Source organism: Mesorhizobium sp. ZC-5, assembly GCF_025753855.1.
Classification (GTDB): domain Bacteria; phylum Pseudomonadota; class Alphaproteobacteria; order Rhizobiales; family Rhizobiaceae; genus Neomesorhizobium.
Genome location: NZ_JAOWPT010000002.1, coordinates 379846 through 405193 on the forward strand (window position 1 = coordinate 379846; position 25348 = coordinate 405193).

Genomic DNA, 25348 nt, shown 5'->3' on the forward strand with positions numbered 1-25348 from the left:
TGCAATATGGTACGCCCGATTCCGTTTGCCGAGTCCCGCCCGGTGGCCGTTTATAGCGAGGACTTCACCGCCGTCAGGGCGCCGATTGCCGAAAATCCCGTCAAAAAGCGTAAAAACCGCTGAAATAAGCCTCTCGACGCCGATTTCTCCGTGCGGGATATGTCTTGCGTGTCGGATAGGGTCTTCTTATATACGCCGCACAACTGCGGGGATGGCCTACAAGCCCTGAAACCTCGCGGAATTTCATGTGAACAGGGGCTGTCGCTGGAACGCCACATCGGGTCCTGACAGTCTGCTTAGTGGAGAGAATGAAATGGCAAAAGTAATCGGTATCGACTTGGGAACGACCAATTCCTGCGTCGCCGTCATGGACGGCAAGGACGCGAAGGTCATCGAGAATGCGGAAGGCGCGCGTACGACCCCTTCCATCGTCGCCTTCACGGGTGAAGGCGAGCGCCTCGTCGGCCAGCCGGCCAAGCGCCAGGCGGTCACCAATCCGGAAAACACCATCTTCGCGGTCAAGCGCCTGATCGGCCGCCGCTACGACGATCCGGTCACCGAGAAGGACAAGAAGCTTGTCCCCTACAAGATCGTCAAGGGCGACAATGGCGACGCCTGGGTCGAGGCGGCCGACAAGAAGCAGTCGCCAAGCCAGATCTCGGCGATGATCCTGCAGAAGATGAAGGAGACGGCGGAAGCCTATCTCGGCGAGAAGGTCGAGAAGGCGGTCATCACCGTTCCCGCATACTTCAACGACGCCCAGCGCCAGGCCACCAAGGACGCGGGCAAGATCGCCGGCCTCGAGGTGCTGCGCATCATCAACGAACCCACCGCCGCGGCATTGGCCTATGGCCTCGACAAGAAGGAAGGCAAGACGATCGCCGTGTATGACCTTGGCGGCGGCACCTTCGATATTTCCGTGCTGGAAATCGGCGACGGCGTCTTCGAGGTGAAGTCGACCAATGGCGACACCTTCCTCGGCGGCGAGGATTTCGACATGCGCCTGGTCGAGTACCTGGCGGCCGAGTTCAAGAAGGAACAGGGCATCGACCTGAAGAACGACAAGCTCGCCCTGCAGCGCCTCAAGGAGGCCGCGGAAAAGGCCAAGATCGAGCTTTCTTCCTCCTCGCAGACCGAAATCAACCTGCCCTTCATCACCGCCGACCAGACCGGTCCGAAGCACCTGACGCTGAAGCTGACGCGTGCCAAGTTCGAGCAGTTGGTCGATGACCTCGTGCAGCGCACCATCGAGCCCTGCAAGGCGGCGCTCAAGGATGCCGGCCTGAAGGCTGGCGAGATCGACGAAGTGGTGCTTGTCGGCGGCATGACCCGCATGCCGAAGGTCCAGGAAGTCGTGAAGCAGTTCTTCGGCAAGGAGCCGCACAAGGGCGTCAACCCGGATGAGGTCGTCGCACTCGGCGCCGCCATCCAGGCCGGCGTGCTGCAGGGCGACGTCAAGGACGTGCTGCTGCTCGACGTGACCCCGCTTTCGCTCGGCATCGAGACGCTTGGCGGCGTGTTCACGCGCCTTATCGAGCGCAACACGACGATCCCGACCAAGAAGAGCCAGGTGTTCTCGACTGCCGAGGATTCGCAGTCGGCTGTGACCATCCGGGTCTTCCAGGGCGAGCGCGAAATGGCGCAGGACAACAAAGCGCTCGGCCAGTTCGACCTGGTCGGCATTCCGCCCGCACCGCGCGGCGTCCCGCAGATCGAGGTCACATTCGACATCGATGCCAACGGCATCGTCAACGTCTCGGCCAAGGACAAGGGCACCGGCAAGGAGCACCAGATCCGAATCCAGGCGTCGGGCGGCCTTTCGGACGCCGACATCGAGAAGATGGTGAAGGACGCCGAAGCCAACGCCGAGACCGACAAGAAGCGCCGTGCGCTGGTCGAGGCGCGCAACCAGGCCGAAGCGCTAGTGCATTCGTCTGAGAAGTCGCTGCAGGAATATGGCGACAAGGTTTCGGAAGCCGATCGCACCGCGATCTCCGATGCCATCGCCGGTCTGAAGACGGCCACAGAGGGCGATGACGTCGAGGCGATCAACACGGCGACGCAGACGCTTGCCGAAGCATCCATGAAGCTCGGCCAGGCGATGTACGAAGCCTCGCAGAAGGAAGCGGCCGAAGCCGACGCCAAGGCGGATGCCGCCAAGGATTCGGACGTGGTCGACGCCGATTTCGAGGAAATCGACGAAGACGACGACAAGAAAAAGTCGGCTTGATGCCTCCGATCGACAAGAAAGACCCGGCGCCACGCGCCGGGTCTTTTCTTTGAGGCTGCTGCGGCTGATGAAAAAGCGCAAAGCTTACATTTCCGGCTTAAATCTGAAAAAAATCCCGGCCGTTGCATGGATGCTATGGCATCCGCTCGTGCGACTTACTAAATCGGTGGCTAATGGACACGCGCCAGCCGGCATGGGCGGCGTGGCGGCGGGAAGCTTGGTCAACAGGGTGACATGAAAGCTGATTTCTACGAGACGCTGGGCGTCCAGAAAGGCGCCGACGAGAAAGAGCTCAAGGCGGCTTTCCGCAAGCTCGCCATGCAGTTCCACCCGGACCGCAATCCCGGCGACCAAGCCTGCGAGCACAAATTCAAGGAAATCGGCGAGGCCTACGAGACGCTGAAGGATCCGCAGAAGCGTGCGGCCTACGATCGTTTCGGTCACGCCGCCTTCGAGAATGGCGGGATGAACGGCGGCGGCCAGGGTTTTGGCGCAGGCGGCTTCGCCGACATCTTCGAGGATATTTTCGGCGACATGATGGGCGGCGGCCGCCAGCGCCGCTCCTCCGGCGGCCGCGAGCGCGGCGCCGATCTACGCTACAACATGGAGATCACGCTCGAAGAGGCGTATGCGGGCAAGACCGCGCAGATTCACGTGCCGGCTTCGATTTCCTGCACCGACTGCTCCGGTTCGGGAGCCAAGCCCGGCACCCAGCCGGTGACCTGCTCGATGTGCGGCGGCAATGGACGGGTACGCGCGGCGCAGGGCTTCTTCTCGATCGAGCGGACCTGCCCCACCTGTCATGGCCGCGGCCAGACCATAAAGGACCCTTGCTCGAAATGCGCTGGCCAGGGCCGCGTCACTGAGGAGCGCTCGCTTTCTGTCAATATTCCGGCCGGCATCGAAGACGGTACCCGCATTCGGCTTTCAAATGAGGGCGAAGCCGGCCTGCGCGGTGGCCCATCCGGCGATCTCTATATTTTCCTGTCGGTAAAACCTCACGAATTCTTCCAGCGCGACGGCGCCGACCTTTATTGCAAGGTGCCGATCTCGATGACGACGGCGGCATTGGGCGGGCAGTTCGAGGTGGCGACGCTAGACGGCACGCAAACGCGGGTGAAGGTGCCGGAAGGCACACAGAACGGCCGCCAGTTCCGGCTGAAGAGCAAGGGCATGCCGGTGCTTCGCCAGCCCAATATCGGTGATCTTTACATCCAGGTCGCTGTGGAGACGCCGCAGAACCTGTCGAAGCGCCAGCGTGAACTGCTCGAGGAATTCGAGCAGCTTTCATCGAAGGACAACAGCCCGCAATCGAGTGGGTTTTTCGCGCGTATGAAGGACTTCTTCGAATCGTTCGGAGAGTGATGTCCGGCAATCTCGGCTGTTGGTATTGTAGCCGAAAACCGGTTTTGCCTTGCTAAGGCCGGACGGTTGCGTAAATAAGTTCCCTTGGGGCAGGGCGCAGAAGAGGATGTCCATGACACGCGGCACTGGTTTGCGCAAATCCCTCGCCTCGAAGTTCGACGACGAACTGCGTTTCTTCAAAGGCTGGATCGACAAGCCCAAGGCTGTCGGTTCGATTGTGCCCACAAGTTCAGTGACGGCGCGGCGCATGGCGTCGGTTGTCGATCCCGGTTCCGGACTGCCGGTTCTCGAGGTCGGTCCAGGAACGGGGGTCATCACCCGCGCCATCCTGGCCCGCGGCATCAAGCCGGAGAGCCTTTACGCAGTCGAATATTCCGAAGACTTCGTCCGCCACCTGGAAGATCACTATCCAGGCGTCAATGTCATCCAGGGCGATGCTTTCGATCTCGACAAGACGCTCGGCGACAAGCGCGGCCTGCGGTTCGATTCGGTGATATCGGGCGTGCCGCTGCTCAATTTCCCGGTGGCGCAGCGCATTGCCTATCTGGAAGACCTGCTCAACCGCATTCCCGTCGGGCGACCGGTGGTGCAGCTCACCTATGGCCCGCTCTCTCCCATTCCGGCCGGTCGCGGCAACTACACGGTCAAGCATTTCGACTTCGTGATCCGAAACATTCCGCCGACGCAGCTCTGGATCTATCGCCGCCCGGCAAGCGCCTGAGTATTTCGCGGGCCTGCCCGGTCGTTGGTCCGGCCCGACCCATGGCGCATACCGGGAGACGCAACGATGGCAGCTAGGATACTGGTATTCGCGGGCTCGATCCGGACCGGCGCCTACAGCGGCAAGACCGCCGACGCGGCGATGAAGGAACTTGCCGAGCAAGGCGCCGAGGTGACGCGCATCTCGCTTGGCGATTATCCGCTGCCGATCATGGACCAGGATCTCGAGAAGGAAGAAGGCGTTCCCGAAAACGCCTACAGGTTGGGCCGCCTGATCGCCGCCCACGACGGCATGCTGATCTGCAGCCCGGAATACAACGCGTCGATCCCGCCGCTGCTGAAGAACGCCCTCGACTGGGTCAGCCGCATCCGCAAGGATGGCGGGCGGCCATTCAAGCCCTTCGAGGGCAAGGTCGCCGGGTTGTGTTCTTCGTCGGACGGGGCTTTCGCTGGCGCCCGAGGTCTCTATCATCTGCGCGCGGTGCTGATGCATTGCCAGGTAGAAATCATCACGCCGCAATGTTCGATCGCGCGAGCCAGCGAAGCGTTCGACCAAGATGGCGAGCTCAAGGAAGAGCATTCGAAAAAATCGATGGCGACGGTGTGCCGGACGCTGATCGAACGCGCAAGCATGCTGTCGACGAGGATCGAAGGGTGATCGGCTACTATCTCACCCATCCGCAGGTGGTGATCGATCCCCAGGTTCCGGTCCCCGATTGGGGGCTCTCCGATGTCGGGCGGGCCAGGCTGACGGCGATCGCCGGGCGCGACTGGGTCCGCTCGCTCGGCCACGTTTTCGCCAGCACCGAAAAGAAGGCGATCGAAGGAGCGAAGATCATCGCCACCGCGGCTAGCTGCCGGGTCGAGACCGTGGAAGAAATGGGCGAGAACGACCGCTCCGCGACGGGCTTCCTGCCGCCGCCCGAATTCGAAAAGGCCGCCGACTGGTTCTTCGCCAACCCGTCGCAAAGTTTTCACGGCTGGGAAACCGCCGATGCGGCGCAGGCACGCATCGCTTCAGCGGTGGAAGCCGCGATCGCCCGAAGCTCCCGCGACAGGCCCGTCGCCTTCGTCGGGCATGGCGGTGTCGGCACGCTGCTGAAATGCCATCTCGGCGGGCTGCCGATCTCTCGCATTCGCGATCAGCCGGGCGGCGGTGGCAACGTTTTCGCGTTTGGGCTTTCGGATCGGCGCCTGCTGTGCGATTGGACGCCTGTCGAAATCTTCGAGGGGAAATTCTGATGGCTGGAGACACCATGCGCGACCGCCTGATCGTCGGTCTCGACGTGCCGACACTGGCCGAGGCCGAAAAGGTGGTCCGCGAACTCGACGGCACGGTTTCGTTCTACAAGATTGGCTACCAGCTTGCCTTCGCCGGAGGCCTCGATTTCGCCCGCGAGCTGGCGAGCGGCGGCACCAGGGTATTCCTCGACATGAAGTTGCTCGACATCGACAATACGGTGGGGAAAGGTGTCGAGAATATCGTCAAGATGGGCGTCACCATGCTGACCCTGCATGCCTATCCCAAGGCGATGAAGGCCGCTGTCGAGGCAGCGAAGGGCAGCAAATTATGCCTGCTGGGTGTTACCGTGCTGACGTCCATGGACGAGCAGGATCTCATCGAGACCGGTTACGAATACGATCCGCATACGCTGGTGCTGCGGCGCTCCGAGCAGGCGCTTCACGCCGGCATGGGCGGTATCGTCTGCTCAGCGAGTGAGGCGGCGGCGGTGCGCAAGGTTGTCGGCGCCGATATGGCCGTCGTGACCCCTGGCATACGCCCGGCGGGCAGCGACCGTGGCGACCAGAAGCGCGTGGTTACCCCGACGGATGCGATCCGGGCCGGCGCCAGTCACCTGGTCGTCGCGCGGCCGATCGTGTCAGCAGCCGACCGGAAGGCGGCAGCGCAGGCCATTCTTGACGAAATGCAGGCTGCGTAGAGCGGCAACAGCTTTCGGAAGTTCCACGGAGAGAGAAATGCCAAAAGGATACTGGATCGCCCGCGTCGATGTGCGCGACCCCGAAGGCTACAAGGACTATGTCGCCACGGCCAAGCCTGCTTTCGAGCGGTTCGGTGCAAATTTCCTTGCCCGCGGCGGCGCCCACGAAAAGGTCGAGGGACCCGGACGTGCCCGCAACGTGATCATCGAATTTCCGTCATTCGACGCTGCGCGCGATTGCTACAACTCGAAAGAGTATCAAGCGGCGAAGGCAATCCGCCAGCAATTCGCCGACGGCGAGATTGTGCTGGTCGAAGGCGCTTGAGCCAGTGATCCGAACGCTGCCTGGCTATCTCATCCGCATGCGCGTTGCGGCGGACGATCCGGCGCTGGTGGGGGTGGAAAACCGGGCATCGGAGTTGTTCCGCGATCACGGACTTCCCGATGTCGTCGACGCGTCGATCCCCGACGTTGCTGTCTTGCGCGCCATGATGGCCGGGCAAAAGGTCTGGGTAGCGACCGATAAAGCCGGCCATCCGGCGGGCTTTGCGGTTGCCGGCGCGATCGATGGATATCTTCATCTCAGGGAACTGTCCGTTGACCCTGCTCATGGCCGCAAGGGGGTTGGTACGGCGCTGGTCGAAACCGTTGTCGCCGAAGCGCGGGCCGGAAACTTCGCGGGAACGAGCCTGACGACATTTCGCGACGTTCCCTTCAACGCGCCATTTTATGCCCGGCTCGGGTTTGCCGTGCTGCCGCTCGATGCCGCGCCGGCTGCCCTGAAAGCCCAGTTTTCGTCCGAAATGCCGCCCGGCATCGATCCGGAATCTCGCGTTCTCATGCTTCGCCAGTGAAGGGTGGTGAGATCGACCGTTAACGGTCTTTGGACCAAAGCATGAGATGACAGTTACGTGACGGCAGTATTGCATCGCAGCAAATCGATGTTAGCTTTGTTGCAATACAACATGGTCTCGGACGGATTCGATCCTCGAAACCGCCGCCGGCCGCGGAGTTCGGATGTTTTATCAGCTGTATGAACTCAACCATGCGTCGCTGCAGCCCGTACGGGCTTATGCCGACTCGGTGAGGCTGCTCTACACCAACCCGCTCAATCCTTTTTCGCACACCGCCTGGGGGCGCTCAGTGGCGGCCATGGCGGAACTGTTCGAGCGAACCACGCGGCGTTACGGCAAACCGCGCTTCGACCTGCCGAAAACCACCGTCGACTGGAAATCCGTCGATGTGAAGGAAAGGATCGCCTGGTCGCGGCCCTTCTGCAATCTGATTAATTTCGAGCGGGCGCTGCCCGCCAGCCGCCGGCGCGATCCGAAGCTGTTGATCGTTGCGCCGATGTCGGGCCACTACGCTACGCTGCTGCGCGGCACGGTCGAGGCCATGCTGCCGCATGCCGACGTGTATATCACCGACTGGACGGACGCCCGGATGGTGCCGTTATCGGACGGCAAGTTCGATCTCGACGACTATATCGACTACGTCATCGACATGCTCCACGCGCTGGGGCCCGACACGCATGTGATGGCCGTGTGTCAGCCGTCGGTTCCGGTTCTGGCGGCGGCTGCCGTCATGGAAGCGCGCGGCGACCGCTGTGCCCCTTCCACCATGACCCTGATGGGCGGACCCATCGACACGCGGCGCAATCCGACCGCAGTCAACACGCTTGCCGAAGAGAAGGGGATCGACTGGTTCCGCGACAACGCCATCATGCAGGTGCCGTGGCCGAACCCCGGCTTCATGCGCGACGTCTATCCGGGCTTCCTGCAGCTCTCGGGCTTCATGAGCATGAATCTCGACCGCCATATCATCGCCCACAAGGATTTCTTCATGCACCTTGTGAAGCACGACGGCGACAATGCCGAGAAGCACCGTGATTTCTACGACGAATATCTCGCCGTGATGGACCTGACCGCCGAGTTCTACCTGCAGACCGTCGATACCGTATTCGTTCGCCATGCCTTGCCGAAGGGCGAGATGAAGCACCGCGGCGAGCCGGTCGACCCCTCCGTCATCCGGAACGTGGCGCTGTTCACGGTCGAAGGCGAGAACGACGACATTTCCGGCGTCGGCCAGACCCAGGCGGCGCACACGCTGTGCACCAACATTCCGGCCGACATGCGCGCGCATTACCTGCAGCCGGCGGTCGGCCACTATGGTGTCTTCAACGGCTCGCGCTTCAGGTCTGAGATTGTGCCGCGCATCGTCGACTTCATGACAAGCTACGGCCGCGAAAACCGCGTTCCGGTCAAGCCACGCATCGTTCACTCTGCCCGGGCGTGATCGCACGCCAATGTGTGGCTGCAGCGCAACGCGTGCCGCGGAAGTAACCATTCCAATAGATCGTTGCCTCCCTTGAATTGACAGGACCGGCAGCTCGACCTTAACCTTTTGTTAACAAAAGCGGGTGGTCGGGACAGGCGGAATGATTTCCACACCGGGACAGCGATTTGCACGGGGCGTCGGAATGGCGATCGCCCTGCTTTTTGCAATTCCCGCAGTCCAAGCCTCGGAGCTGATGCACACCGGCGGCCTGACATCGCAGCCGATAGGCCACTTCGAATTCTGCAAATCCAATCCGGGCGAGTGCGCGGTCCGCTCAGCAGACGGCGGCCCGGAGCACATGACCGGAAAACTCTGGCGGCAGCTGGCCAGCGTAAACCTGTCGGTCAACGACAGCATCAAGCCGATGAACGATTTCGATATTTACGGCAAGGACGAGGTCTGGGCCTATCCTGACGGTTTCGGCGACTGCGAAGACTACGTGCTGGAGAAGCGCCGTATCCTGATGAACAGCGGCATTTCACTTTCCAACCTGCTGATCACCGTCGTGCGCAAGCCCGACGGTGAGGGGCATGCCGTGCTGACGGTGCGTACCGATAAGGGTGATTTTGTTCTCGACAACCTCGCCGCCGCTGTAAAGCTCTGGGACGAAACCGGCTACCGCTATCTGAAGCGGCAGGCCAGCGACCACACAGGGCGCTGGGTTTCGATCCGCGACGGCGAAAACACCATGGTCGGTGCCGTTCGGTAACGGCCGATAGTTCTTCTCCTATCGTTGAAAACGCCCGCCAACGCTGTTCGCGCTATGCCGCCTGCTGTGCCAGTCTTTCGCCCGACATGCGGTAGGAAATCGCTTCCGCGAGATGAATGCGGCCGACCGTCTCGACACCGTCGAGGTCGGCAAGCGTACGTGCCACCTTGAGCACGCGGTGATAGGCGCGCGCCGAAAAGCCCATCTTCTCGCTGGCGTCGCGCAGCAGCGACATGCCCGCGGCGTCGGGTGACGCGATCTCCTCGACAAGCGCCGTGGCGCAATGCGCGTTTGTGGTCGACGCGCAGCCGAGCCGTTCGTAACGTTCGCGCTGGATCGACCGGGCGCGGGCAACACGCAGTGCGACGGTAGCGCTGGTTTCGGATTTCGCCGGGCGGATCAGGTCGACAGCGGAAACGGCGGGCACCTCGATCCTGAGATCGATGCGGTCGAGCAGCGGTCCCGAAATCCGCGCCTGATAGTCGGAGAGGCAGCGCGGACCGCGCGCGCAGCGGTAGCCAGGCTCGCCCGCCATGCCGCAGCGGCACGGGTTCATCGCCGCGACGAGCTGGATGCGGGCCGGATAGGTGACGCGATGGTTCGCTCGCGCGATCATGCATTCGCCAGCCTCGAGCGGCTGGCGGAGTGAATCGAGCACCGCCGGCGAGAATTCCGGAAACTCGTCGAGGAAAAGTACGCCGTGATGGGCGAGCGACACCTCGCCGGGGCGTATGCGCAGGCCGCCGCCAACCATCGCCGCCATCGATGCCGAATGATGCGGCGCCCGGAACGGCCGTCGGTCGGTCAGCTTGCCGCCGGCCAGTTCGCCGGCGATCGAGGCGACCATCGAGACTTCCAGCAATTCCCTGGGCGCGAGCGGCGGCAGGATCGACGGCAGCCGCTGCGCCAGCATCGATTTGCCGGAACCGGGCGGACCGACCATCAGCAGATTGTGGCCGCCCGCCGCCGCCACTTCCAGTGCCCGCTTGGCGCTCTCCTGGCCCTTGATGTCGGCGAGATCCGGCAGGTCCCGCGCCGGTGCATGGATACTTGCTTCCGGCCTCGAAAGGACCTGCGTGCCGCGAAAATGATTGGCGACGGCGATCAGGCTGCGCGGCGCCAGTATGTCGAATTCGGGACCTGCCCAGGCCGCCTCCGGTCCCGATCCATGCGGGCAGATCAGCCCCTTGCCGAGTGCGTTGGCGCCGATCGCGGCTGGCAGCGCGCCGGCAACAGGGGCGATTGTTCCGTCCAGCGACAGTTCTCCGAGCACCACATAGTCGCCCAGGGCGTCGCCGGGAATCGCGCCAAGCCCGGCCATCAGGCAGAGCGCGATCGGGAGATCGTAGTGGCTGCCTTCCTTGGGAAGGTCGGCGGGCGCGAGGTTGACGGTTACCTTCTTGGCCGGCATCGACAGGCCCGACGCATGCAGCGCGGCCTGCACTCGCTCACGGCTCTCGGCGACCGCTTTGTCGGGAAGCCCGACGATCTGCATGCCGGCCTTGCCGGGTGCGATCATCACCTGCACATCGACGGGTACGGCCTCGATGCCCTGAAACGCGACAGTCCGCACCCGCGAAACCATGCTGCCCCCTCCATCCCGAATGCGCCCGCCACGCGGAAGGGCGCCCCTCGGGTCAGAGACAAGCACAATTCTCGATAACGTTCAAGAACAATACAGGAACAAATTATCGAATTCAGTGCAGGCGGATTGCAGGAGCCGATAGGCAAGAACAGCCAGGGAATTGAACCGTAGAGCGACGGACTTTACGCGCGCTTTGCTTCCACGGCGTCCCAGAACAGCGCCGCGATGTCGGCGCCGCCGAATTTCCTCACCTCGCGCACGCCGGTCGGCGAGGTCACGTTGATTTCGGTCATGTAGTCGCCGATGACGTCTATGCCGACGAGGATGAAGCCCCGTTCTTTGAGCGAGGGGCCGATGCGGGCGCAGATCTCGCGTTCGCGGTCGGTGAGCTCGGTCTTCTCGGCGCGGCCGCCGACATGCATGTTGGAACGTGAATCGTGCTCGGCCGGAACCCGGTTGATGGCGCCGACGGGTTCGCCGTCGACCAGGATGATGCGCTTGTCGCCCTTGCGCACGTCTTTCAGATAGCGCTGCACGATGTAGGGCTCGCGGAACATCTGGCCGAACATCTCCAGCAGCGAGGCCAGATTGCGGTCGGCTTCGTGCAGATGGAAGATGCCGGCGCCGCCATTGCCGTAGAGCGGCTTGACGATGATGTCGCCATGCTGTTTGCGGAACGCCGCGACCTCTTGCGAATCCTTGGTAATCAGGGTTTCCGGCATCAGGTCGGGAAACTCGGTGACGAAGATCTTCTCCGGGCTGTTGCGCACCCAATTGGGATCGTTGACCACCAGCGTCTTTGGGTGAATGCGCTCCAGTATGTGGGTGGTCGTGATGTAGTTCATGTCGAAAGGCGGGTCCTGCCTGAGCAGGATCACGTCCATTTCGGAAAGGTCGGTGCGGATCGGCTCGCCGAGCGTGTAGTGGTCGCCCTTCACGTCACGCACCTGCATTTCCTCGATCCTGGCAAAGACCTTGCCGTCGACGAGCGAGAGCCGGTCGGGCGTATAGTGGAACAGCTTGTGACCACGCCGCTGCGCTTCCAGCGACAGGGCGAAGCTGGTGTCGCCGGCAATTGAAACGGTCGATATGTGGTCCATCTGCACGGCGACTTTGAGCGGCATGGGGTTCTCCGATTCTGCGCGAACAAGCATGTAGTGGTTTTGATCGCCTCACGCCATTGGTTGCGCGGATCGGCGGCCCAATTCCACGCATGCGCCCTGCCCTTGGGGCAGCATGAATAACTCTTTCGCCGGCGAATTGGGACATAAAACGATACGTTTCATAAACGCTTGCCTGTCATGGTCACAGCGACACGCTTACCTAAGACAGGGTTTATGATGCAGATGTTGTTTGGCACCGGCCAAAACAGCAGGGAAGGTTCGGATCTAGCCTATACGGATCCATTGACCGGCCTCGGCAACCAAAGGCGGTTTGTCGACAAGGTCGACCGCCTGATCAGCGACCGTTCCGAGGATCCGGCGCCCTTCACCGTTGGCATCCTCGATCTCGACGGATTCAAGCCCATCAACGATCTGTTCGGTCACACGGCGGGCGATGACATCCTGATCCAGGTCGCCATGCGCCTGCGGGCCGCGATGGACGGGCATTCCGCGGTGACCCGCATCGGCGCCGACGAGTTCGCCTTTCTATATCCGATGGTCTTCAGCGAGGAGGCCGCCAGCGAGAAGGCAAAGATGCTGATCGAAATTCTTTCAGCGCCTTATGATGTCGGCGAACGCACCGCGCGCCTGTCCGCCTCGGTCGGCTGCTCGTTGTTCTATTCCGGCGACGAGACAACCGAGATCCTGCTGCACAAGGCCGAGACGGCGCTCTACCAGGCGAAGCGCTCGGGCCGTGGCAAGGTCGTCGTCTACACGCGCGAAATGGAAGAGGCCGCCAAGCGCGTGACACGCATCGAGCAGGCGTTGCGCCGTGCGGTCTCGGCCGGCGAGGTCGAGCCGCATTTCCAGCCGATCGTCGACCTGAAGAACCGCCGTGTGGTCGGTTTCGAAGCGCTGGCGCGCTGGACCGATCGTGATCTCGGCTTCGTTTCGCCGGTAACCTTCATTCCGATTGCCGAGGAGCGCGGCATCATCGGCCCGCTGTCGCAACTGGTGCTTCGCAAGGCGACGGAAGCGGCGCGCAACTGGCCGTCGGACCTGTTCCTGTCCTTCAACCTGTCGCCGTCCCAACTGGTCGACCAGAACACCGGCCTGCATATACTGGCGATCCTCGACCGCACCGGCTTCGATCCGCGGCGGCTGGAGATCGAGATCACCGAGACCGGCCTCATGACCGATCCTGCTTCGGCCGAAAAGATCGTCAACGACCTTCGCCGCGTCGGCATCAGGGTCTCGCTGGACGATTTCGGCACCGGCCAGTCGTCCCTCGGACGCCTGCGCGAGTTCCACTTCGACAAGCTGAAGATCGACCGTGCCTTCGTATCGTCGATCCTCGACGACAGGCCCTCCGAGCACATCATCCGCGCCATCCTGGCAATGTGCGAAGGTCTCGGCATGGACGTCGTGGCGGAGGGCATCGAGGAAGAAGCGCAGGCCGACCGGCTGGTGCAGTTCGGCTGCGCCGGCGGGCAGGGTTATCTGTTCGGCAAGCCGGTCGATGCCGACGCTACGCTCGGCTATCTGCGGGACGCTTTCCGCGGCGCTTCACGCGCCAAGGCCATTTAGCCCTAACGAACTTAGCGTCGTCTCGCCGGCCATTTTTCCTTGTGATTTTGGCTCGGCCGGGTCGCCACGCCACGCTTGGTCTTGATGCTGGCTCTGCCGCGTGTCATGCACACCGCCGTTGATCTTCCATCACCGCGAACGAGACGAGATCCCGCCATGATGCCTTCCGCCAGATTTCCGGACCTCGACGGCGCCTCGGTGCTGATCACCGGCGGCGGGTCCGGCATAGGTGCTGCGCTAACCGAGGGTTTCGCCCTGCAAGGCTGCAAGGTCGCCTTCATCGACATTGCCGAGGCGCAGAGCCTTGCTCTGTGCGACCGTGTCGAGAAGGCTGCCGGAAAGCGCCCGCTTTTCCTCAGCGCCGACCTCCGCGACGTCGAAGCCCTACGCGACGCAGCAGCCAAGGCTGCAGCCGCACATGGACCGGTGACGGTGCTCGTCAACAATGCCGCGCTTGACACGCGGCATGCGGCGGAGGAGGTGACAGTCGAGTTCTGGGACGACAACCAGTCGATCAACCTCAGGCCGCATTTCTTCACCGCACAGGCCGTTGCTGCGGGGATGAAAGACGCCGGCGGCGGTTCGATCATCAATTTCACCTCGACCTCCTTCCTCATCAATCATCCCGACATGCCGTCCTATACGGCGGCGAAGGCCGGCATCATCGGCCTGACCAAGGGGCTCGCCGGACGGCTCGGCAAGGACGGCATCAGGGTCAATGCGGTGGCGCCCGGATGGGTCATCACCGAGAGGCAGCGGGAGCTGTGGGTAACGGACGAGGCGCTTGCCGCCCATGTCGCCAAGCAGTGCATCAAGGAGGTGATGCAGCCGGACGACATGGTCGGCACCTGCCTGTTCCTAGCTTCGGATGCTTCGCGCATGCTGACCGCGCAGACCCTGATCGTCGATGGAGGTTATCTGTGAGCGCACCGGCCTTCGCAGCCGCCGATTGGGGTACGTCGAGTTTTCGCATCTGGTTGCTTGACGGCATCGGGACCGTGCTGGCAGAGCGGCGCAGCGACGAAGGCATGGTCAGCGCCGGGACGGCCGGTTTCGCGACGATCCTCGACAAGCATCTCGGCGAAATGGGCGCGGCGGGCGACCTGCCCGTCATCATCTGCGGTATGGCCGGCGCGCGGCAGGGTTGGGTCGAAGCGCCCTATGTGACGCTGCCGGCGCGGCTCGACGACATGATTGCGGGAGCGGTTGCGGTGCCGGGCTTGGCGCGCGACGTCCGCATCCTGCCGGGGCTGGCGCAGCGCGATGCCGATGCGCCCGACGTGATGCGTGGTGAGGAAACGCAGCTGGCCGGGATCGCGCCGCTGTTTGCCTCCGGCCATCAGCTGGTCTGCATGCCCGGCACGCACTCGAAATGGGTGGAGGCACGAGACGGCGCGGTGACCGGCTTCCGCACCTGGCTCACCGGCGAACTGTTTTCCATCCTGTCCAAGCAATCGATCCTGCGTCATTCGCTGGGCGATGCTCCCGCCGCGGCAATGCCCGGCGATGCTGTTTTCCGCGACGCCTGCAGCCAGGCGCTGGCCGAGGGTGGCGATGTCGGCAATGGCCTGTTCCGCATCCGTGCGGCGACGCTGCTGCAAAACCTCAAATCCGACGACGCGGCGGCGAAACTTTCCGGCCTGCTGATCGGCGGTGAGATCGCATCGGCGCGGCGCACCTTCAAGGCAGTGGACGGCAAGGCCATCCTCGTGGCTTCCGGAGGGCTCGGCTTGCTGTACAGGGCGGCACTCGACCTCGCCGGTTTGACGGTGCTGTCGGCAGATGCCGACGAGGCCGTGCGCGCCGGCCTGTTCGAAGCGGCCAGGCGTCTTGGCTGGACAACAAGGAGCGCCACATGAGCACGCCCTTCCCGACGCTGAAGCGCGGGCTCGTCGCCATCCTGCGCGGTATCCGGCCGGAAGAGGCGCAGCACATCGCTGAAGCCGTGTTCGAGGCGGGCATCGAGGCGATCGAGGTGCCGCTCAATTCGCCGGATCCTTTCAAATCGATCGAAGGGATTGCGGCTCTGCTGCCGGATTCGGCATTGATCGGCGCCGGCACCGTGCTGACGCCGCAACAGGTGGGCGATCTCGATGGCGCCGGCGGGCGGCTGCTGGTCAGCCCCAACATAGATGCGGCCGTGATGGCGCGCGCCGCCGAGTTGGGCATGGTCACGATGCCCGGCGTTTTCACGCCGACCGAGGCTTTCCTGGCGCTGAAGCTCGGGGCCTCGGCGCTGAAATTCTTTCCGGCCAGCGCACTCGGCCCGCAAGGCATCGCGGCGATCCGCGCCGTGCTTCCGGCGGATACCGTCGTCGGTGCGGTCGGCGGCGTTTCGGAAAACGACTTCGAGGCTTTCGGCAAGATCGGCGTCCGCACCTTCGGGCTCGGATCGAGCCTCTACAAACCCGGCATGGACGCCGCCGATGTCGGCAGCCGATCCCGGGCAGCCGTCGCTGCCTGGGACCGCATATTCGGCGGGGAGTGAGCATGGGCAGCGAAGGCGCAAGCATCTTTTCCGGCGAGGTCTGCGAACTCGGTGAAGGCCCGGCCTACGATCCAGGGTCTGAAACCCTGTTCTGGTTCGACATTACCGGCAGGAAGCTGCTCGAGAAGAAGTTCCCGGACGGGCGTACCGTCGTCCACGACCTGCCCTTCATGGGCAGCGCGATCGCCACGGTCGACGCCGGGCGCCAACTGGTCGTCGCCGAGGATGGTCTTTATGTCCGCGACACAAGGACCGGCGCACTGGCATTGCACACCGCGCTCGAGGCCGACAATGCCGCGACACGCGCCAACGATTCTCGCGTCCATCCCTCAGGTTCGTTCTGGATCGGCACGATGGCCAAGGACGAGGCATTGAAGGCCGGCGCCATCTACTGGTTTTACAAGGGCGAGATCCGCCGTCTTTATGAACGGATCACGGTGCCGAATTCGATCTGCTTTTCCGCCGAAGGCACGGTCGCCTACTTCACCGGCAAGGTGGGCAATCTCATTCATCGCGTCGATTGCGATGCCGCCACGGGTCTCCCGATCGGCGAGCCGCAGCTCTTCGTCGACACCAGGGGCATTGAGGGATGGACGGACGGTTCGGTGGTCGATGCCGATGGTGTTCTGTGGAACGCCCGCTGGGATGGCGGGCGCCTCGACGCCTATGCTCCCGACGGCCGGCTGCTGCGCTCGATAGCCGTGCCGGCGCGCCTGTCGACCTGCCCGGCCTTTGTCGGGCCGGATGCGTCGCGCATCGTCGTCACCTCCGCATGGAAGGGCATGGACGCCGCCGCTCGCGCCGCCGATCCCGAGGCCGGCAAGACCTTCCTGCTCGACATTGAGGTCAATGGCCGGTTCGAGCCCAATGTCCTGCTTTAGCATCGATTGAGGAAACATGCCGCTTCCGCCGCATGAACTCGTGCTGATCTACGAGCCGGAGGCGGCTTGCCGCAGGCTTCTGCTTGCCGACGGCCATGGCGATCGCCAGGCCCTCGAGATTTCCTCCTATCTGGCGCAATCGACCGACCTTGCGCTGGAGTTCGACGAGATCGCCGCTGCCTGTGCCCAACGCGGCATTTCCTTCAGGCCTGTCATGCTGGACGATGCTTCGGCGTACCTGTCCACGGTGGATACCGCGCGGTGCCTCGTCTGGACACTGACCGATGGCATCGCCTATTTCCGTGGCGGTGCCGCGCCGGCATTGGCCCGGCTGCGTGGAATCCCGACCATAGGTTCAGACGACACGCTGTTTGCGCTCTGCCAGGACAAGTTCCGCGCGGGCGCCGTATTGAAAGCGCTCGGCCTGCCGGTGCCGGAAGCGGGCCTTGCCCGCGACGGCGACTGGATCGCCCCGCCGCCGGAATCTACTTCCGGCTACTTCGTCAAGCCGAACCGGCTCGGAGCCAAGATCGGTATCTGGGTAGATTCGCGCTGCGATTCGGCCGACAAGGCGCTTGAACTTAGCCGGCGTATTTTTGCCGATTACCGCGATGACGCGGTGGTGCAGTCCTATGTCGCCGGGCGCAATGTGCGGGCGAGTTTCCTGGCCGTGTCGCCGGCTGCCGGAAATCAGGAACTGGGCGTGTTTTTCGTCGACTCCGGGGCCGATTTCCAGACCATGTCCGACAGTATGGCGCTCTATGGCGATACCGGCGCAGGGGCCAGGGCCGAGGGCTTTTATGCGGAGCCCGAGTTGCGGCCGGTCCTTGCCGCCCAGCCTGAAGCCGATCGTCGCATCCGCGAGATCGGCGCCGCTCTGATGCGAAAGCTCGGGCTGCGCGACGTGTTCTCGTTCGACCTGAGGGTGGAGGCGGACAACACCGTCCACCTCATCGAATTCGAAGTCTGCCCCGGCCTGCCTTGCTTCGATTTCCGCGCCTATTGCCGGTCGCAATGGGGGATGAGCCTCGCCGCCGCGATCGCCGAGACAGCGGCAAACAGGCTCCTGGTCTAGAGCCTGGCCATGCAGACGGAAGTGTGGCCAGCGCCGATGAAGCCGAGTTGGCGGGCGGCTGCCTTGGAAAGATCGATGACGCGGCCCTTGATGAACGGCCCGCGATCGTTGATGCGGACGACGACCGCCTTGCCGTTGCGCTTGTTGGTGACCTTGAGCTTGGTGCCGAATGGAAGGCTGCGATGCGCCGCCGTCATGGCCGCCGGGTTCATGCGTTCGCCGGAGGCGGTCTTGGAGGTGAGCGCATACCACGAGGCGCGGCCGCACTGAGCCGACGCGGTTTGTGCCGAAGCGGCCAGCATCAAGCCAGACACTGTCACGACCGCGGCCAGCGCGGCGAGCTTATTCTGCATTCGGAGAGTCCCTACCTGTTACGTTCCCCGGCGCGTAGGGATGAAATGAGGCAGCAAATGTGGCCTTGATCGGTCGGTTCCAAGGCAACGAAACACGTTTGGAGTCGTCCGGAAACACTTGGTCAGCCAAGCCGAAAGCATATCCGCTACGGAAGCCGAAGCATTGCTTGGTCCTATCACAGCTGTTTCAGTTGTCGTGGAGGGCGGATCCTTGCGACGTCCACGGCTTGAATCCGGATGTTCAGCCGGACGGAAATGCCGCCGACACGAATGCGTCGATAAGCTTCTGTCGCGGCGACATCCGAACATAGAACAATCCGATCCGGCGACCCTGCGCGGGTGGCGGCAGTTCGAACTTGGCGATGTCCAGTCCCGCCGGCCAGGGCGGTGCCCAATCCGGCACCAGCGAGACGCCGATGCCGCGGCTTACCATCACGGCGATCGCCTCGAGCGAATCCACCTCGAGCCGGTCGCGCGGCCTGATCCGCATCTGCTTCAGGTATTCGTCGGCGATGTGCCCGCCCCAGTGGCTGCGGTCGTAGCGGATGAAAGGCTCGTTTTCGAGCAATGTGACCGCATCGCCACCCGCAAGAGCCGAAGGTGCGATCAGGACCAGTGGCTCATCGCGCAAGCTCCTGAAAACGTGGGTCTTTGGCAGGGCGAGGCGCGGCTCCACGATGGCGCAGGCATCGAGATTGCCCGCGACCACTTCGGCGTAAAGATCCTTCGATGAACCCGGCTTGATGAACAGATCGATGGATGGATGTGTCGCAAAAAGGTGCCGCATGACGTCCGGCAGGATGCCGGTCAGTGCACTGCTGACGGAACCGATCCGCAATTCGCCGGACATCGATCCCGAGCCGGCGATGCTGACCAGGTCGCGAGCCTCGCGAAGCAGGTCCCGCCCTTTCTGGATCACCGCCAGGCCCGCTTCTGTCGGTGCGACTTCACGCCCGGATCGGGTCAGCAGTTTCACTCCGAATTCGCCTTCGAGCGCGCGGATACGCTGCGCCACGGCGGCCGGAGAAATGTTCAGGCGCCTTGCCGCGGCCATCAGCGACCCTTGTTCGGCGACCGCCAGAAACGTCTCGAGGAAACGCGTGTCCATACGCACATTTTGTAAAAGATGAAGAAACGGAAAGCCATATTTTATGCGATCCAGAAAACCATCATTGTCCGGCTTTTCGAGAGGTGATCGTGGATCTGGGATTGAACGGCCGAACGGCTTTGGTTTTCGGCGCCGGCGGAGGTCTCGGTGGAGCGATTGCACGCACGCTCGCCGCCGAGGGCATGAACGTCGCGGCAGCGGTCCATCGCGAAGAGTCGGCCTCCGAATTCGAGGGGGACAACTTCCTGCCGCTGGTCTGGGATCTCGCCGAGCCGGCCGTGATCGAGGGCAACATCGCCGCGATCGGGAAGAGGTTCGGTGCCGTCGATGTGCTGGTCAACAACACCGGCGGACCGCCTCCCACTCCGGCTCTGGGTCAAGATCCCGAACTTTGGGAGAGATCGTTCAATTCCATGGTGCTTTCGGTCATTCGCATCACCGACCGCCTTGTGCCGGCAATGCGCGAGCGCAAGTTCGGCCGGGTCATCACATCGACCTCTTCGGGTGTCGTCGCACCGATCTCGAACCTCGGCATCTCCAACGCCTTGCGCTCATCGCTCGTCGGCTGGTCGAAGACGCTGGCTCGGGAGGTCGCAAGCGACGGGGTCACGGTCAATGTGGTGCTGCCGGGACGCATAGCCACGAAGCGCATCACCTTCCTCGACGAGCAGCGCGCCAAGCGCGAAGGCCGGCCGGTGCAGGAGATCGTGGCCGGAAGCGCGGCGAGCATTCCCGTTGGGCGTTACGGAACGCCGCAGGAATATGCCGATGTCGTTGCGTTCCTCGCCAGCCTGCGGGCTTCATACGTCACCGGCTCGATCCTGCGCGTCGACGGCGGCATGATCCCGAGCATCTGAGCCATTCCAAAGAGAAGCTGCCAATGACCATCTCCGCAGACACCAAAGGCGTCTATGCAATTGCGCCGACGCCGTTTCACCCTGACGGCCGCGTCGACGTCGGCTCCATCGACACGATGGTCGATTTTTACGAGCGCTGCGGCGTCGATGGGCTGACCATCCTCGGCATCATGGGTGAAGCGCCCAAGCTCGAGGCGCAGGAATCGATCGAAATCGTCAAGCGCGTCGTCGGTTGCTTTTCCAAGCCGGTCATCGTCGGTGTGTCTGCACCGGGTTTTGCGGCCATGCGGGGGCTGGCGCGCGCCTCGATGGAGGCCGGTGCGAAAGCCGTGATGATCGCGCCGCCGCCGGCTTTGCGCACCGACGACCAGATCATTGGCTATTTCAAGCAGGCCGTCGAGGCGATTGGCGAAGACATTCCATGGGTGCTGCAGGACTATCCGCTCACCTTGACGGTGGTGATGACGCCGAACGTCATCAAGCGCATCGTCACCGACAACCCGTCCTGCGTGATGCTGAAGCACGAGGACTGGCCGGGACTCGAAAAGATCTCCGCCCTGCGCGGCTTCCAGAAGGACGGCTCGCTGCGTCCGCTGTCGATCCTTTGCGGCAATGGCGGCCTGTTCCTCGATTTCGAAATGTCGCGCGGCGCTGATGGCGCGATGACCGGCTATGCCTTTCCCGACATGTTGGTCGACGTGGTGCGGCTCGCGGCTTCTGGCCGCCGCGACGAGGCACACGACCTGTTCGACGCGCATCTCCCCTATCTGCGCTACGAGCATCAGCAGGGCGTCGGCCTCGCGGTGCGCAAATACGTGATGATGAAGCGCGGCGCCATTGCCTCCGATGCGCAACGCAAGCCGGGCAGCGGCCTGACCGCCACGGCGCGGCAGGAAATCGACTTCCTGCTTTCGCGCCTTGCACTGAAGGATGGCCGCGCCGATTTTGGCGGTGCGGGCTAGGCCAGTACAGCGGGCGACCGGATGTCAGGCTGTACTTTTCGCTGAACTCTTCTTGAAGTCGGACGGCGACATGCCGGCAAGCTTGCGGAACGCCTTGTTGAAGGCGCTGAGGGAGCCGAAGCCGCTTTCCATGGCGACCCTCAGCACATTGGCATCCTGATCCATCAGGAGTGCTTGCGCGTAGCTCAATCTCAGCAGATTGACGTATTCGTTGAGCGTCATGCCAGTCGATTTCCGGAACAGGCTCATGGCGTATTTTGGGTGGATGTCGGCCGCCGCCGCGATGTCGACGGAATCGATCTCGTAGAGGAAGTTCTCGGCGATGAAATCGCACATGCGCCCGACGTTTCGCGAGGACTGCTGGTCGAAGGGGCTGGCAGCGGCGTCGAGTGTCTGGACTTCGGGCACGAGGCGGTAAGGTTCGAAACGCACCCGCTCAAGCCGAAGGACGAGTTCGTCGACGGCGTGCTGGGCCTTGGCGGGATCGCCCGAACGGCCGTAGCGAAACCAGCGCTCGAAATTGTGCCGGTCGGAATCGTCGGTGGCGCTGGTCACCAGCGTGGCGCCCGTCATCAGGCGATGGCGGACGTCGGCTGGCAGGTGAAGACGGAAAAAGTGCACGAGCGGCAGGTGGGCGCCGGCGTAGAACACAGTGTCCGAAGCGTCGACCAGCTGATGCGGCAGGCCGCCCCAGAACAGGCACATGTCGCCGGCTGAGAGGGAGATGTCGTGGTCGTTCATGCGGTAGTGCACATGTCCGTCGACGATGAAATTGACCTCGACCTGCGCGTGCCAATGCGGCTTGAGCATGACCAGCGGCCGGTTGTGGAACATCTGAAGCGCGAGCGGCAGGCCTTCCACGCTGCTCGCACCGGGCTGATAGAACGCTCTTTCCGCGACCTTACTTTCCGCCAAGTTCATCTTCCCTTTGTCGGGGACAGCCTCACCTGCGGGCCTAGTCTAACCCTGCTCACAACGAACGCAACGAGCGGATAAATTCTGGGAGGAATTTCATGCGTATCAAACTGGCGTGCGCCGCGCTTGTGCTGTTCTCCGGTCCTGCCTTCGCGCAATCCGGCGAAATCACGGCCTGGAGCTGGAATATCGCGGCCTCGTCGCTCAAGGCGACGGTGGCTGGCTTCAATAAGCAATTCCCCGATATCAAGGTCACGGTCGAGGATCTCGGCAACCAGCAGACGTTCGACAAGATGCTGGCCGGTTGCGCGGCCGGCGGGGTCGGGTTGCCAGACATCATTTCCGTCGAGAACCACGAATCCGAGATTTTCTGGAGCCAGTTCCCCGATTGCTTCGTCGATCTGAAGACGCTTGGCTACACCGACGAGATCGCCGCCAAGTTCCCGGACTTCAAGCGCACGGAACTGGAGGTGGAAGGCAAGGCATATGCGATGCCCTGGGATTCCGGCCCGGTCGCTATGTTCTTCCGCCGCGATTTCTACGAGAAGGCGGGTATCGATCCGGCGTCGATCAAGACGTGGGACGATTTCATTGCCGCCGGCAAGAAAATCCAGGAAGCCAACCCAGGCGTTTCGATGACGCAAGCCGACATCAACGGCGATACCGAGTTCTTCCGCATGATTTCCAACGAACAGGGCTGCGGATACTTCGCCAGCGACGGACAGTCGATCACCGTCAACCAGCCGGCCTGCGTCGCCGCGCTGGAGGTCGTGAAGAAGCTGAAGGACAACGGCCTGCTGATTGCCGGGACCTGGGACGAGAAGATCCAGGCCAACACCGGCGGCAAGGTCGCTACGCAGATGTATGGCGGCTGGTACGAGGGCACGATCCGCTCCACCTCGCCGGACCTCGCCGGCAAATGGGGCGTCTACATGATGCCCGGCGTCACCGCCGACGGCCCGCGCGCCGCCAATCTTGGCGGTTCCTCGCTCGCCATCTCGGCCAGCTCCAAGAACAAGGAAGCCGCATGGGCGTATGTGAACTACACCCTTGGTACCAATGAGGGCCAGGTCACCATGCTGAAGGAGTTCGGCCTGGTACCCTCGCTGCTCGGCGCCCTCGATGACGACTACGTCAAGGCCGAACAGCCGTTCTGGAATGGCCAGAAGGTGTGGGTCGATATCCTGTCCACGCTGCCCAAGATCAAGCCGAGCCGCGGCACGCCGTTCTTCCAGGACGCGAACGCCATCATGGTCGCCACCCAGCTCAAATATCTCAACGGCGAATATCCCGACGCCAAAGCGGCGCTGGACGACGTGGCCAATCAGGTCGCGGGTGCAACCGGCCTGCCGGTCGCCGAATAGACAAGATGGCGAAACCGGGCAGGCAGCCTGCCTGCCCGGCATTCCAACGGCTTCGCAGGATCGGACATGCGGCAGCGTACACAGACGGCGTATGCCTTTCTGACGCCCTATCTGCTTATCTTCCTGGCGTTCTGGATCTGGCCGATCATCAACTCGTTCTGGCTGTCGTTCCTGAACACGAGGAGCGCCAACTGGACGTTCAATCCCCGCATGACGTGGGGACGGCTCCTCGTCGATCCGGCTTTCGCCAATGCGCTCCAGAACACGCTGGTCATCCTCGTGATCCAGGTGCCGATCATGATCGCGCTGGCGACAGTGCTCGCCACGCTGCTGAACTCGCCCGCGCTCAAGGTCAGGGGCCTCTTCCGCTTTGCCTTCTTCGCGCCCGTGGTCGTCGGCGAGGTCGCGTACGCCGCGATGTTCCGCCTGCTGTTCAACGAGTTCGGCATCATCAACAAGATGCTCGCCGGCATCGGGCTGACCACCATTCCGTGGCTTTCGGACCCGAACGCCGCGATGGCAGTGATCATCATAGCGCTGACCTGGCGCTGGGCGGGCTACAACGCCATCATCATCCTTGCCGGGCTGCAGTCCATACCGGAGGACGTCTACGAGGCGGCGACCCTGGACGGCGTCTCGAAGGTTCGGCAGTTCTTCTTCATGACGCTGCCGCTGCTGAAGCCCGTCATCCTGCTGTGCGTCGTGCTTTCCGTGATCGGCACCATGCAGCTTTTCTCCGAGCCGTTCCTGATCACCAACCGGGGCGGCCCCGGCCAGGCGACCGAGACACTCGGTCTGTTCCTCTATCGGCAGGGCTTCAACGCATTCAACTTCGGCTACGCGTCGGCGGTTGCGTACACGATCGCCGCGTTGGCGATTGCGATCTCCCTGCTCAATCTCTGGCTCGGAAGGGAACGCGAATGAGCGGCAGATCCTCCGCCCAACGCAGGCGCAACATCCTGTTGCACGCGGCGCTTGCTCCGCTCGCGCTGATCTGGCTGTTCCCGCTGTGGATGATGTTCATCTTCTCGACCATGGACGACAACGGCATCTTCAGCCCTCACGTCGTGCTGACGCCGTCGACGCATTTCCTCGAGAATTTCAACGCGCTAGAGGCCGACACCGGTTTCATCCGCGCGACCACGATCTCGATCCTCGTGGCCACCGCCTATACGCTGCTTTCGGTCACGCTGACTTCGATGGCCGGGTGGGCACTCGCCTCCTACCGCTTCGTCGGCAAAGGCGTGGTGCTGGCGACCATACTCGGCACGCTGACGCTGCCTTATTTCGTCGTCGTGATACCCCAGTTCATCATGGTGGCGCGCGATTTCCATCTCGACAACACGTGGTTCGCGCTGATCGTGCCGCCGCTCTTCAATTCGCTCGGCGTCCTCTTCATGCGCCAGTCCTTCGCGATGATGCCTTCCGAACTCTTCGACGCGGCGCGTGTCGAGGGCGTGAAGGAATGGCGCATCTTCCTTTATGTCGCCGTCCCGCTGGCGCGGCCCACGCTTGCGGCGCTGTCGATCATCCTCTTCCTGCACAGCTGGAACAACTATCTTTGGCCGCTGCTCATCAACAGCCAGCCCGCGATGATGACGGCGCCGGTTGCGCTCGGCAGTTTGATCGGACTCACCAAGGTTTCGTGGGGCGGCATCATGACCGGTGCCGTTATCCTGACGGCGCCGATGCTCGTCCTGTTCGTGACGCTGCAGCGCCATTTCATCGCCGGCATCTCGGCCGGCGCGGTCAAGTGATCGAGAGGTGAA

27 protein-coding genes are annotated in these 25348 nt (G+C 62.9%); 22 read left to right on the plus strand and 5 right to left on the minus strand.

What is annotated here, in order from left to right; translation table 11 throughout:
- Positions 1 to 313: 313 nt before the first annotated feature.
- From dnaK to OHD58_RS05085, 11 genes are all read left to right on the plus strand, one after another.
- Positions 314 to 2230: a molecular chaperone DnaK gene (gene dnaK, locus OHD58_RS05035; protein ID WP_263801961.1), complete on the plus strand. Its 1917-nt coding sequence runs from the start codon at positions 314 to 316 to the stop codon at positions 2228 to 2230.
- Positions 2231 to 2297: 67 nt separating this feature from the next.
- Complete coding sequence (locus OHD58_RS05040; protein WP_263801962.1) at positions 2298 to 2468, plus strand: hypothetical protein; 171 nt, start codon at positions 2298 to 2300, stop codon at positions 2466 to 2468.
- Positions 2465 to 3595: a molecular chaperone DnaJ gene (gene dnaJ, locus OHD58_RS05045; RefSeq protein WP_263801963.1), complete on the plus strand. Its 1131-nt coding sequence runs from the start codon at positions 2465 to 2467 to the stop codon at positions 3593 to 3595. Before OHD58_RS05040 ends, dnaJ begins: the two co-directional genes overlap by 4 nt.
- A gap of 112 nt (positions 3596 to 3707) precedes the next feature.
- On the plus strand, positions 3708 to 4316 hold the full coding sequence (gene pmtA / locus OHD58_RS05050; protein WP_263801964.1) for a phospholipid N-methyltransferase PmtA: 609 nt from the start codon (positions 3708 to 3710) through the stop codon (positions 4314 to 4316).
- A 66-nt stretch (positions 4317 to 4382) separates the two neighbouring features.
- On the plus strand, positions 4383 to 4973 hold the full coding sequence (locus tag OHD58_RS05055) for an NADPH-dependent FMN reductase (RefSeq protein ID WP_263801965.1): 591 nt from the start codon (positions 4383 to 4385) through the stop codon (positions 4971 to 4973).
- Positions 4970 to 5557: a histidine phosphatase family protein gene (locus OHD58_RS05060; protein WP_263801966.1), complete on the plus strand. Its 588-nt coding sequence runs from the start codon at positions 4970 to 4972 to the stop codon at positions 5555 to 5557. Before OHD58_RS05055 ends, OHD58_RS05060 begins: the two co-directional genes overlap by 4 nt.
- Positions 5557 to 6255 carry an orotidine-5'-phosphate decarboxylase gene (gene pyrF, locus OHD58_RS05065; RefSeq protein ID WP_263801967.1) on the plus strand — a complete coding sequence of 233 codons (699 nt, stop codon included), beginning with the start codon at positions 5557 to 5559 and terminating at the stop codon, positions 6253 to 6255. Before OHD58_RS05060 ends, pyrF begins: the two co-directional genes overlap by 1 nt.
- Positions 6256 to 6292: 37 nt before the next feature.
- Positions 6293 to 6580 (plus strand): DUF1330 domain-containing protein, encoded by a 288-nt coding sequence (locus OHD58_RS05070; protein WP_263801968.1) that lies wholly within the window; start codon positions 6293 to 6295, stop codon positions 6578 to 6580.
- 4 nt (positions 6581 to 6584) lie between these two features.
- Complete coding sequence (locus OHD58_RS05075) at positions 6585 to 7109, plus strand: GNAT family N-acetyltransferase (RefSeq protein WP_263801969.1); 525 nt, start codon at positions 6585 to 6587, stop codon at positions 7107 to 7109.
- Between the two features lie 163 nt (positions 7110 to 7272).
- A complete protein-coding gene (locus OHD58_RS05080; protein ID WP_263801970.1) occupies positions 7273 to 8550 on the plus strand; it encodes a polyhydroxyalkanoate depolymerase in 1278 nt (425 codons plus the stop codon).
- Between the two features lie 184 nt (positions 8551 to 8734).
- Positions 8735 to 9301, plus strand: coding sequence for a transglutaminase-like cysteine peptidase (locus OHD58_RS05085; protein WP_263801971.1), 567 nt, complete (start codon positions 8735 to 8737; stop codon positions 9299 to 9301).
- A 52-nt stretch (positions 9302 to 9353) separates the two neighbouring features.
- On the opposite strand, the gene OHD58_RS05090 is transcribed toward OHD58_RS05085, so the two are convergent.
- Positions 9354 to 10886: a YifB family Mg chelatase-like AAA ATPase gene (locus OHD58_RS05090; protein WP_263801972.1), complete on the minus strand. Its 1533-nt coding sequence runs from the start codon at positions 10884 to 10886 to the stop codon at positions 9354 to 9356.
- 182 nt (positions 10887 to 11068) lie between these two features.
- A complete protein-coding gene (gshB, locus tag OHD58_RS05095; protein ID WP_263801973.1) occupies positions 11069 to 12010 on the minus strand; it encodes a glutathione synthase in 942 nt (313 codons plus the stop codon).
- A gap of 216 nt (positions 12011 to 12226) precedes the next feature.
- On the opposite strand from gshB, the gene OHD58_RS05100 reads away from it, so the two are divergent.
- The 6 genes from OHD58_RS05100 (at position 12227) to OHD58_RS05125 (ending at position 18020) form a co-directional block, all read left to right on the plus strand.
- A complete protein-coding gene (locus OHD58_RS05100; RefSeq protein ID WP_263801974.1) occupies positions 12227 to 13576 on the plus strand; it encodes a putative bifunctional diguanylate cyclase/phosphodiesterase in 1350 nt (449 codons plus the stop codon).
- Between the two features lie 156 nt (positions 13577 to 13732).
- Positions 13733 to 14500 (plus strand): SDR family NAD(P)-dependent oxidoreductase, encoded by a 768-nt coding sequence (locus tag OHD58_RS05105; RefSeq protein ID WP_263801975.1) that lies wholly within the window; start codon positions 13733 to 13735, stop codon positions 14498 to 14500.
- Positions 14497 to 15435 carry a 2-dehydro-3-deoxygalactonokinase gene (locus OHD58_RS05110; protein WP_263801976.1) on the plus strand — a complete coding sequence of 313 codons (939 nt, stop codon included), beginning with the start codon at positions 14497 to 14499 and terminating at the stop codon, positions 15433 to 15435. Before OHD58_RS05105 ends, OHD58_RS05110 begins: the two co-directional genes overlap by 4 nt.
- Complete coding sequence (locus OHD58_RS05115; RefSeq protein ID WP_263801977.1) at positions 15432 to 16064, plus strand: 2-dehydro-3-deoxy-6-phosphogalactonate aldolase; 633 nt, start codon at positions 15432 to 15434, stop codon at positions 16062 to 16064. The genes OHD58_RS05110 and OHD58_RS05115 overlap by 4 nt, the downstream gene beginning before the upstream one ends.
- 2 nt (positions 16065 to 16066) lie before the next feature.
- A complete protein-coding gene (locus OHD58_RS05120) occupies positions 16067 to 16945 on the plus strand; it encodes an SMP-30/gluconolactonase/LRE family protein (RefSeq protein WP_263801978.1) in 879 nt (292 codons plus the stop codon).
- A 16-nt stretch (positions 16946 to 16961) separates the two neighbouring features.
- Entirely contained in the window at positions 16962 to 18020 is a 1059-nt protein-coding gene (locus tag OHD58_RS05125; RefSeq protein WP_263801979.1) for a D-alanine:D-lactate ligase-like protein, read from the plus strand.
- Here the strand turns inward: OHD58_RS05125 and OHD58_RS05130 are convergent.
- Positions 18017 to 18373 (minus strand): septal ring lytic transglycosylase RlpA family protein, encoded by a 357-nt coding sequence (locus tag OHD58_RS05130; RefSeq protein WP_263801980.1) that lies wholly within the window; start codon positions 18371 to 18373, stop codon positions 18017 to 18019. The two genes, OHD58_RS05125 and OHD58_RS05130, sit on opposite strands and share 4 nt — an antisense overlap.
- A 241-nt stretch (positions 18374 to 18614) precedes the next feature.
- Entirely contained in the window at positions 18615 to 19481 is an 867-nt protein-coding gene (locus OHD58_RS05135) for a LysR family transcriptional regulator (protein ID WP_263801981.1), read from the minus strand.
- An 89-nt stretch (positions 19482 to 19570) separates the two neighbouring features.
- On the opposite strand from OHD58_RS05135, the gene OHD58_RS05140 reads away from it, so the two are divergent.
- Positions 19571 to 20338 carry an SDR family oxidoreductase gene (locus OHD58_RS05140; protein ID WP_263801982.1) on the plus strand — a complete coding sequence of 256 codons (768 nt, stop codon included), beginning with the start codon at positions 19571 to 19573 and terminating at the stop codon, positions 20336 to 20338.
- A gap of 23 nt (positions 20339 to 20361) precedes the next feature.
- Complete coding sequence (locus tag OHD58_RS05145; protein WP_263801983.1) at positions 20362 to 21300, plus strand: dihydrodipicolinate synthase family protein; 939 nt, start codon at positions 20362 to 20364, stop codon at positions 21298 to 21300.
- Positions 21301 to 21324: 24 nt separating this feature from the next.
- On the opposite strand, the gene OHD58_RS05150 is transcribed toward OHD58_RS05145, so the two are convergent.
- Positions 21325 to 22221 carry a helix-turn-helix domain-containing protein gene (locus tag OHD58_RS05150; protein ID WP_263801984.1) on the minus strand — a complete coding sequence of 299 codons (897 nt, stop codon included), beginning with the start codon at positions 22219 to 22221 and terminating at the stop codon, positions 21325 to 21327.
- A gap of 92 nt (positions 22222 to 22313) precedes the next feature.
- On the opposite strand from OHD58_RS05150, the gene OHD58_RS05155 reads away from it, so the two are divergent.
- The 3 genes from OHD58_RS05155 (at position 22314) to OHD58_RS05165 (ending at position 25336) form a co-directional block, all read left to right on the plus strand.
- On the plus strand, positions 22314 to 23579 hold the full coding sequence (locus OHD58_RS05155) for an extracellular solute-binding protein (protein WP_263801985.1): 1266 nt from the start codon (positions 22314 to 22316) through the stop codon (positions 23577 to 23579).
- A 66-nt stretch (positions 23580 to 23645) separates the two neighbouring features.
- A complete protein-coding gene (locus tag OHD58_RS05160; protein ID WP_263801986.1) occupies positions 23646 to 24503 on the plus strand; it encodes a carbohydrate ABC transporter permease in 858 nt (285 codons plus the stop codon).
- Positions 24500 to 25336, plus strand: coding sequence for a carbohydrate ABC transporter permease (locus OHD58_RS05165; RefSeq protein WP_263801987.1), 837 nt, complete (start codon positions 24500 to 24502; stop codon positions 25334 to 25336). Before OHD58_RS05160 ends, OHD58_RS05165 begins: the two co-directional genes overlap by 4 nt.
- Positions 25337 to 25348 lie beyond the last annotated feature (12 nt).

Excerpts from the sequence above, each read along its gene's own strand:
- OHD58_RS05160 (WP_263801986.1), top strand. The coding sequence starts at position 23,646 with ATGCGGCAGCGTACACAGACGGCGTATGCCTTTCTGACGCCCTATCTG.
- OHD58_RS05150 (WP_263801984.1), bottom strand. The coding sequence starts at position 22,221 with ATGAACTTGGCGGAAAGTAAGGTCGCGGAAAGAGCGTTCTATCAGCCC.
- OHD58_RS05145 (WP_263801983.1), top strand. The coding sequence starts at position 20,362 with ATGACCATCTCCGCAGACACCAAAGGCGTCTATGCAATTGCGCCGACG.
- gshB (WP_263801973.1), bottom strand. The coding sequence starts at position 12,010 with ATGCCGCTCAAAGTCGCCGTGCAGATGGACCACATATCGACCGTTTCA.
- OHD58_RS05165 (WP_263801987.1), top strand. The coding sequence starts at position 24,500 with ATGAGCGGCAGATCCTCCGCCCAACGCAGGCGCAACATCCTGTTGCAC.
- OHD58_RS05070 (WP_263801968.1), top strand. The coding sequence starts at position 6,293 with ATGCCAAAAGGATACTGGATCGCCCGCGTCGATGTGCGCGACCCCGAA.
- OHD58_RS05155 (WP_263801985.1), top strand. The coding sequence starts at position 22,314 with ATGCGTATCAAACTGGCGTGCGCCGCGCTTGTGCTGTTCTCCGGTCCT.
- OHD58_RS05040 (WP_263801962.1), top strand. The coding sequence starts at position 2,298 with ATGAAAAAGCGCAAAGCTTACATTTCCGGCTTAAATCTGAAAAAAATC.
- OHD58_RS05080 (WP_263801970.1), top strand. The coding sequence starts at position 7,273 with ATGTTTTATCAGCTGTATGAACTCAACCATGCGTCGCTGCAGCCCGTA.
- OHD58_RS05100 (WP_263801974.1), top strand. The coding sequence starts at position 12,227 with ATGCAGATGTTGTTTGGCACCGGCCAAAACAGCAGGGAAGGTTCGGAT.
- OHD58_RS05125 (WP_263801979.1), top strand. The coding sequence starts at position 16,962 with ATGCCGCTTCCGCCGCATGAACTCGTGCTGATCTACGAGCCGGAGGCG.
- dnaJ (WP_263801963.1), top strand. The coding sequence starts at position 2,465 with ATGAAAGCTGATTTCTACGAGACGCTGGGCGTCCAGAAAGGCGCCGAC.
- OHD58_RS05055 (WP_263801965.1), top strand. The coding sequence starts at position 4,383 with ATGGCAGCTAGGATACTGGTATTCGCGGGCTCGATCCGGACCGGCGCC.
- OHD58_RS05105 (WP_263801975.1), top strand. The coding sequence starts at position 13,733 with ATGATGCCTTCCGCCAGATTTCCGGACCTCGACGGCGCCTCGGTGCTG.
- pmtA (WP_263801964.1), top strand. The coding sequence starts at position 3,708 with ATGACACGCGGCACTGGTTTGCGCAAATCCCTCGCCTCGAAGTTCGAC.
- dnaK (WP_263801961.1), top strand. The coding sequence starts at position 314 with ATGGCAAAAGTAATCGGTATCGACTTGGGAACGACCAATTCCTGCGTC.
- OHD58_RS05115 (WP_263801977.1), top strand. The coding sequence starts at position 15,432 with ATGAGCACGCCCTTCCCGACGCTGAAGCGCGGGCTCGTCGCCATCCTG.
- pyrF (WP_263801967.1), top strand. The coding sequence starts at position 5,557 with ATGGCTGGAGACACCATGCGCGACCGCCTGATCGTCGGTCTCGACGTG.
- OHD58_RS05130 (WP_263801980.1), bottom strand. The coding sequence starts at position 18,373 with ATGCAGAATAAGCTCGCCGCGCTGGCCGCGGTCGTGACAGTGTCTGGC.
- OHD58_RS05090 (WP_263801972.1), bottom strand. The coding sequence starts at position 10,886 with ATGGTTTCGCGGGTGCGGACTGTCGCGTTTCAGGGCATCGAGGCCGTA.
- OHD58_RS05085 (WP_263801971.1), top strand. The coding sequence starts at position 8,735 with ATGGCGATCGCCCTGCTTTTTGCAATTCCCGCAGTCCAAGCCTCGGAG.
- OHD58_RS05135 (WP_263801981.1), bottom strand. The coding sequence starts at position 19,481 with ATGGACACGCGTTTCCTCGAGACGTTTCTGGCGGTCGCCGAACAAGGG.
- OHD58_RS05120 (WP_263801978.1), top strand. The coding sequence starts at position 16,067 with ATGGGCAGCGAAGGCGCAAGCATCTTTTCCGGCGAGGTCTGCGAACTC.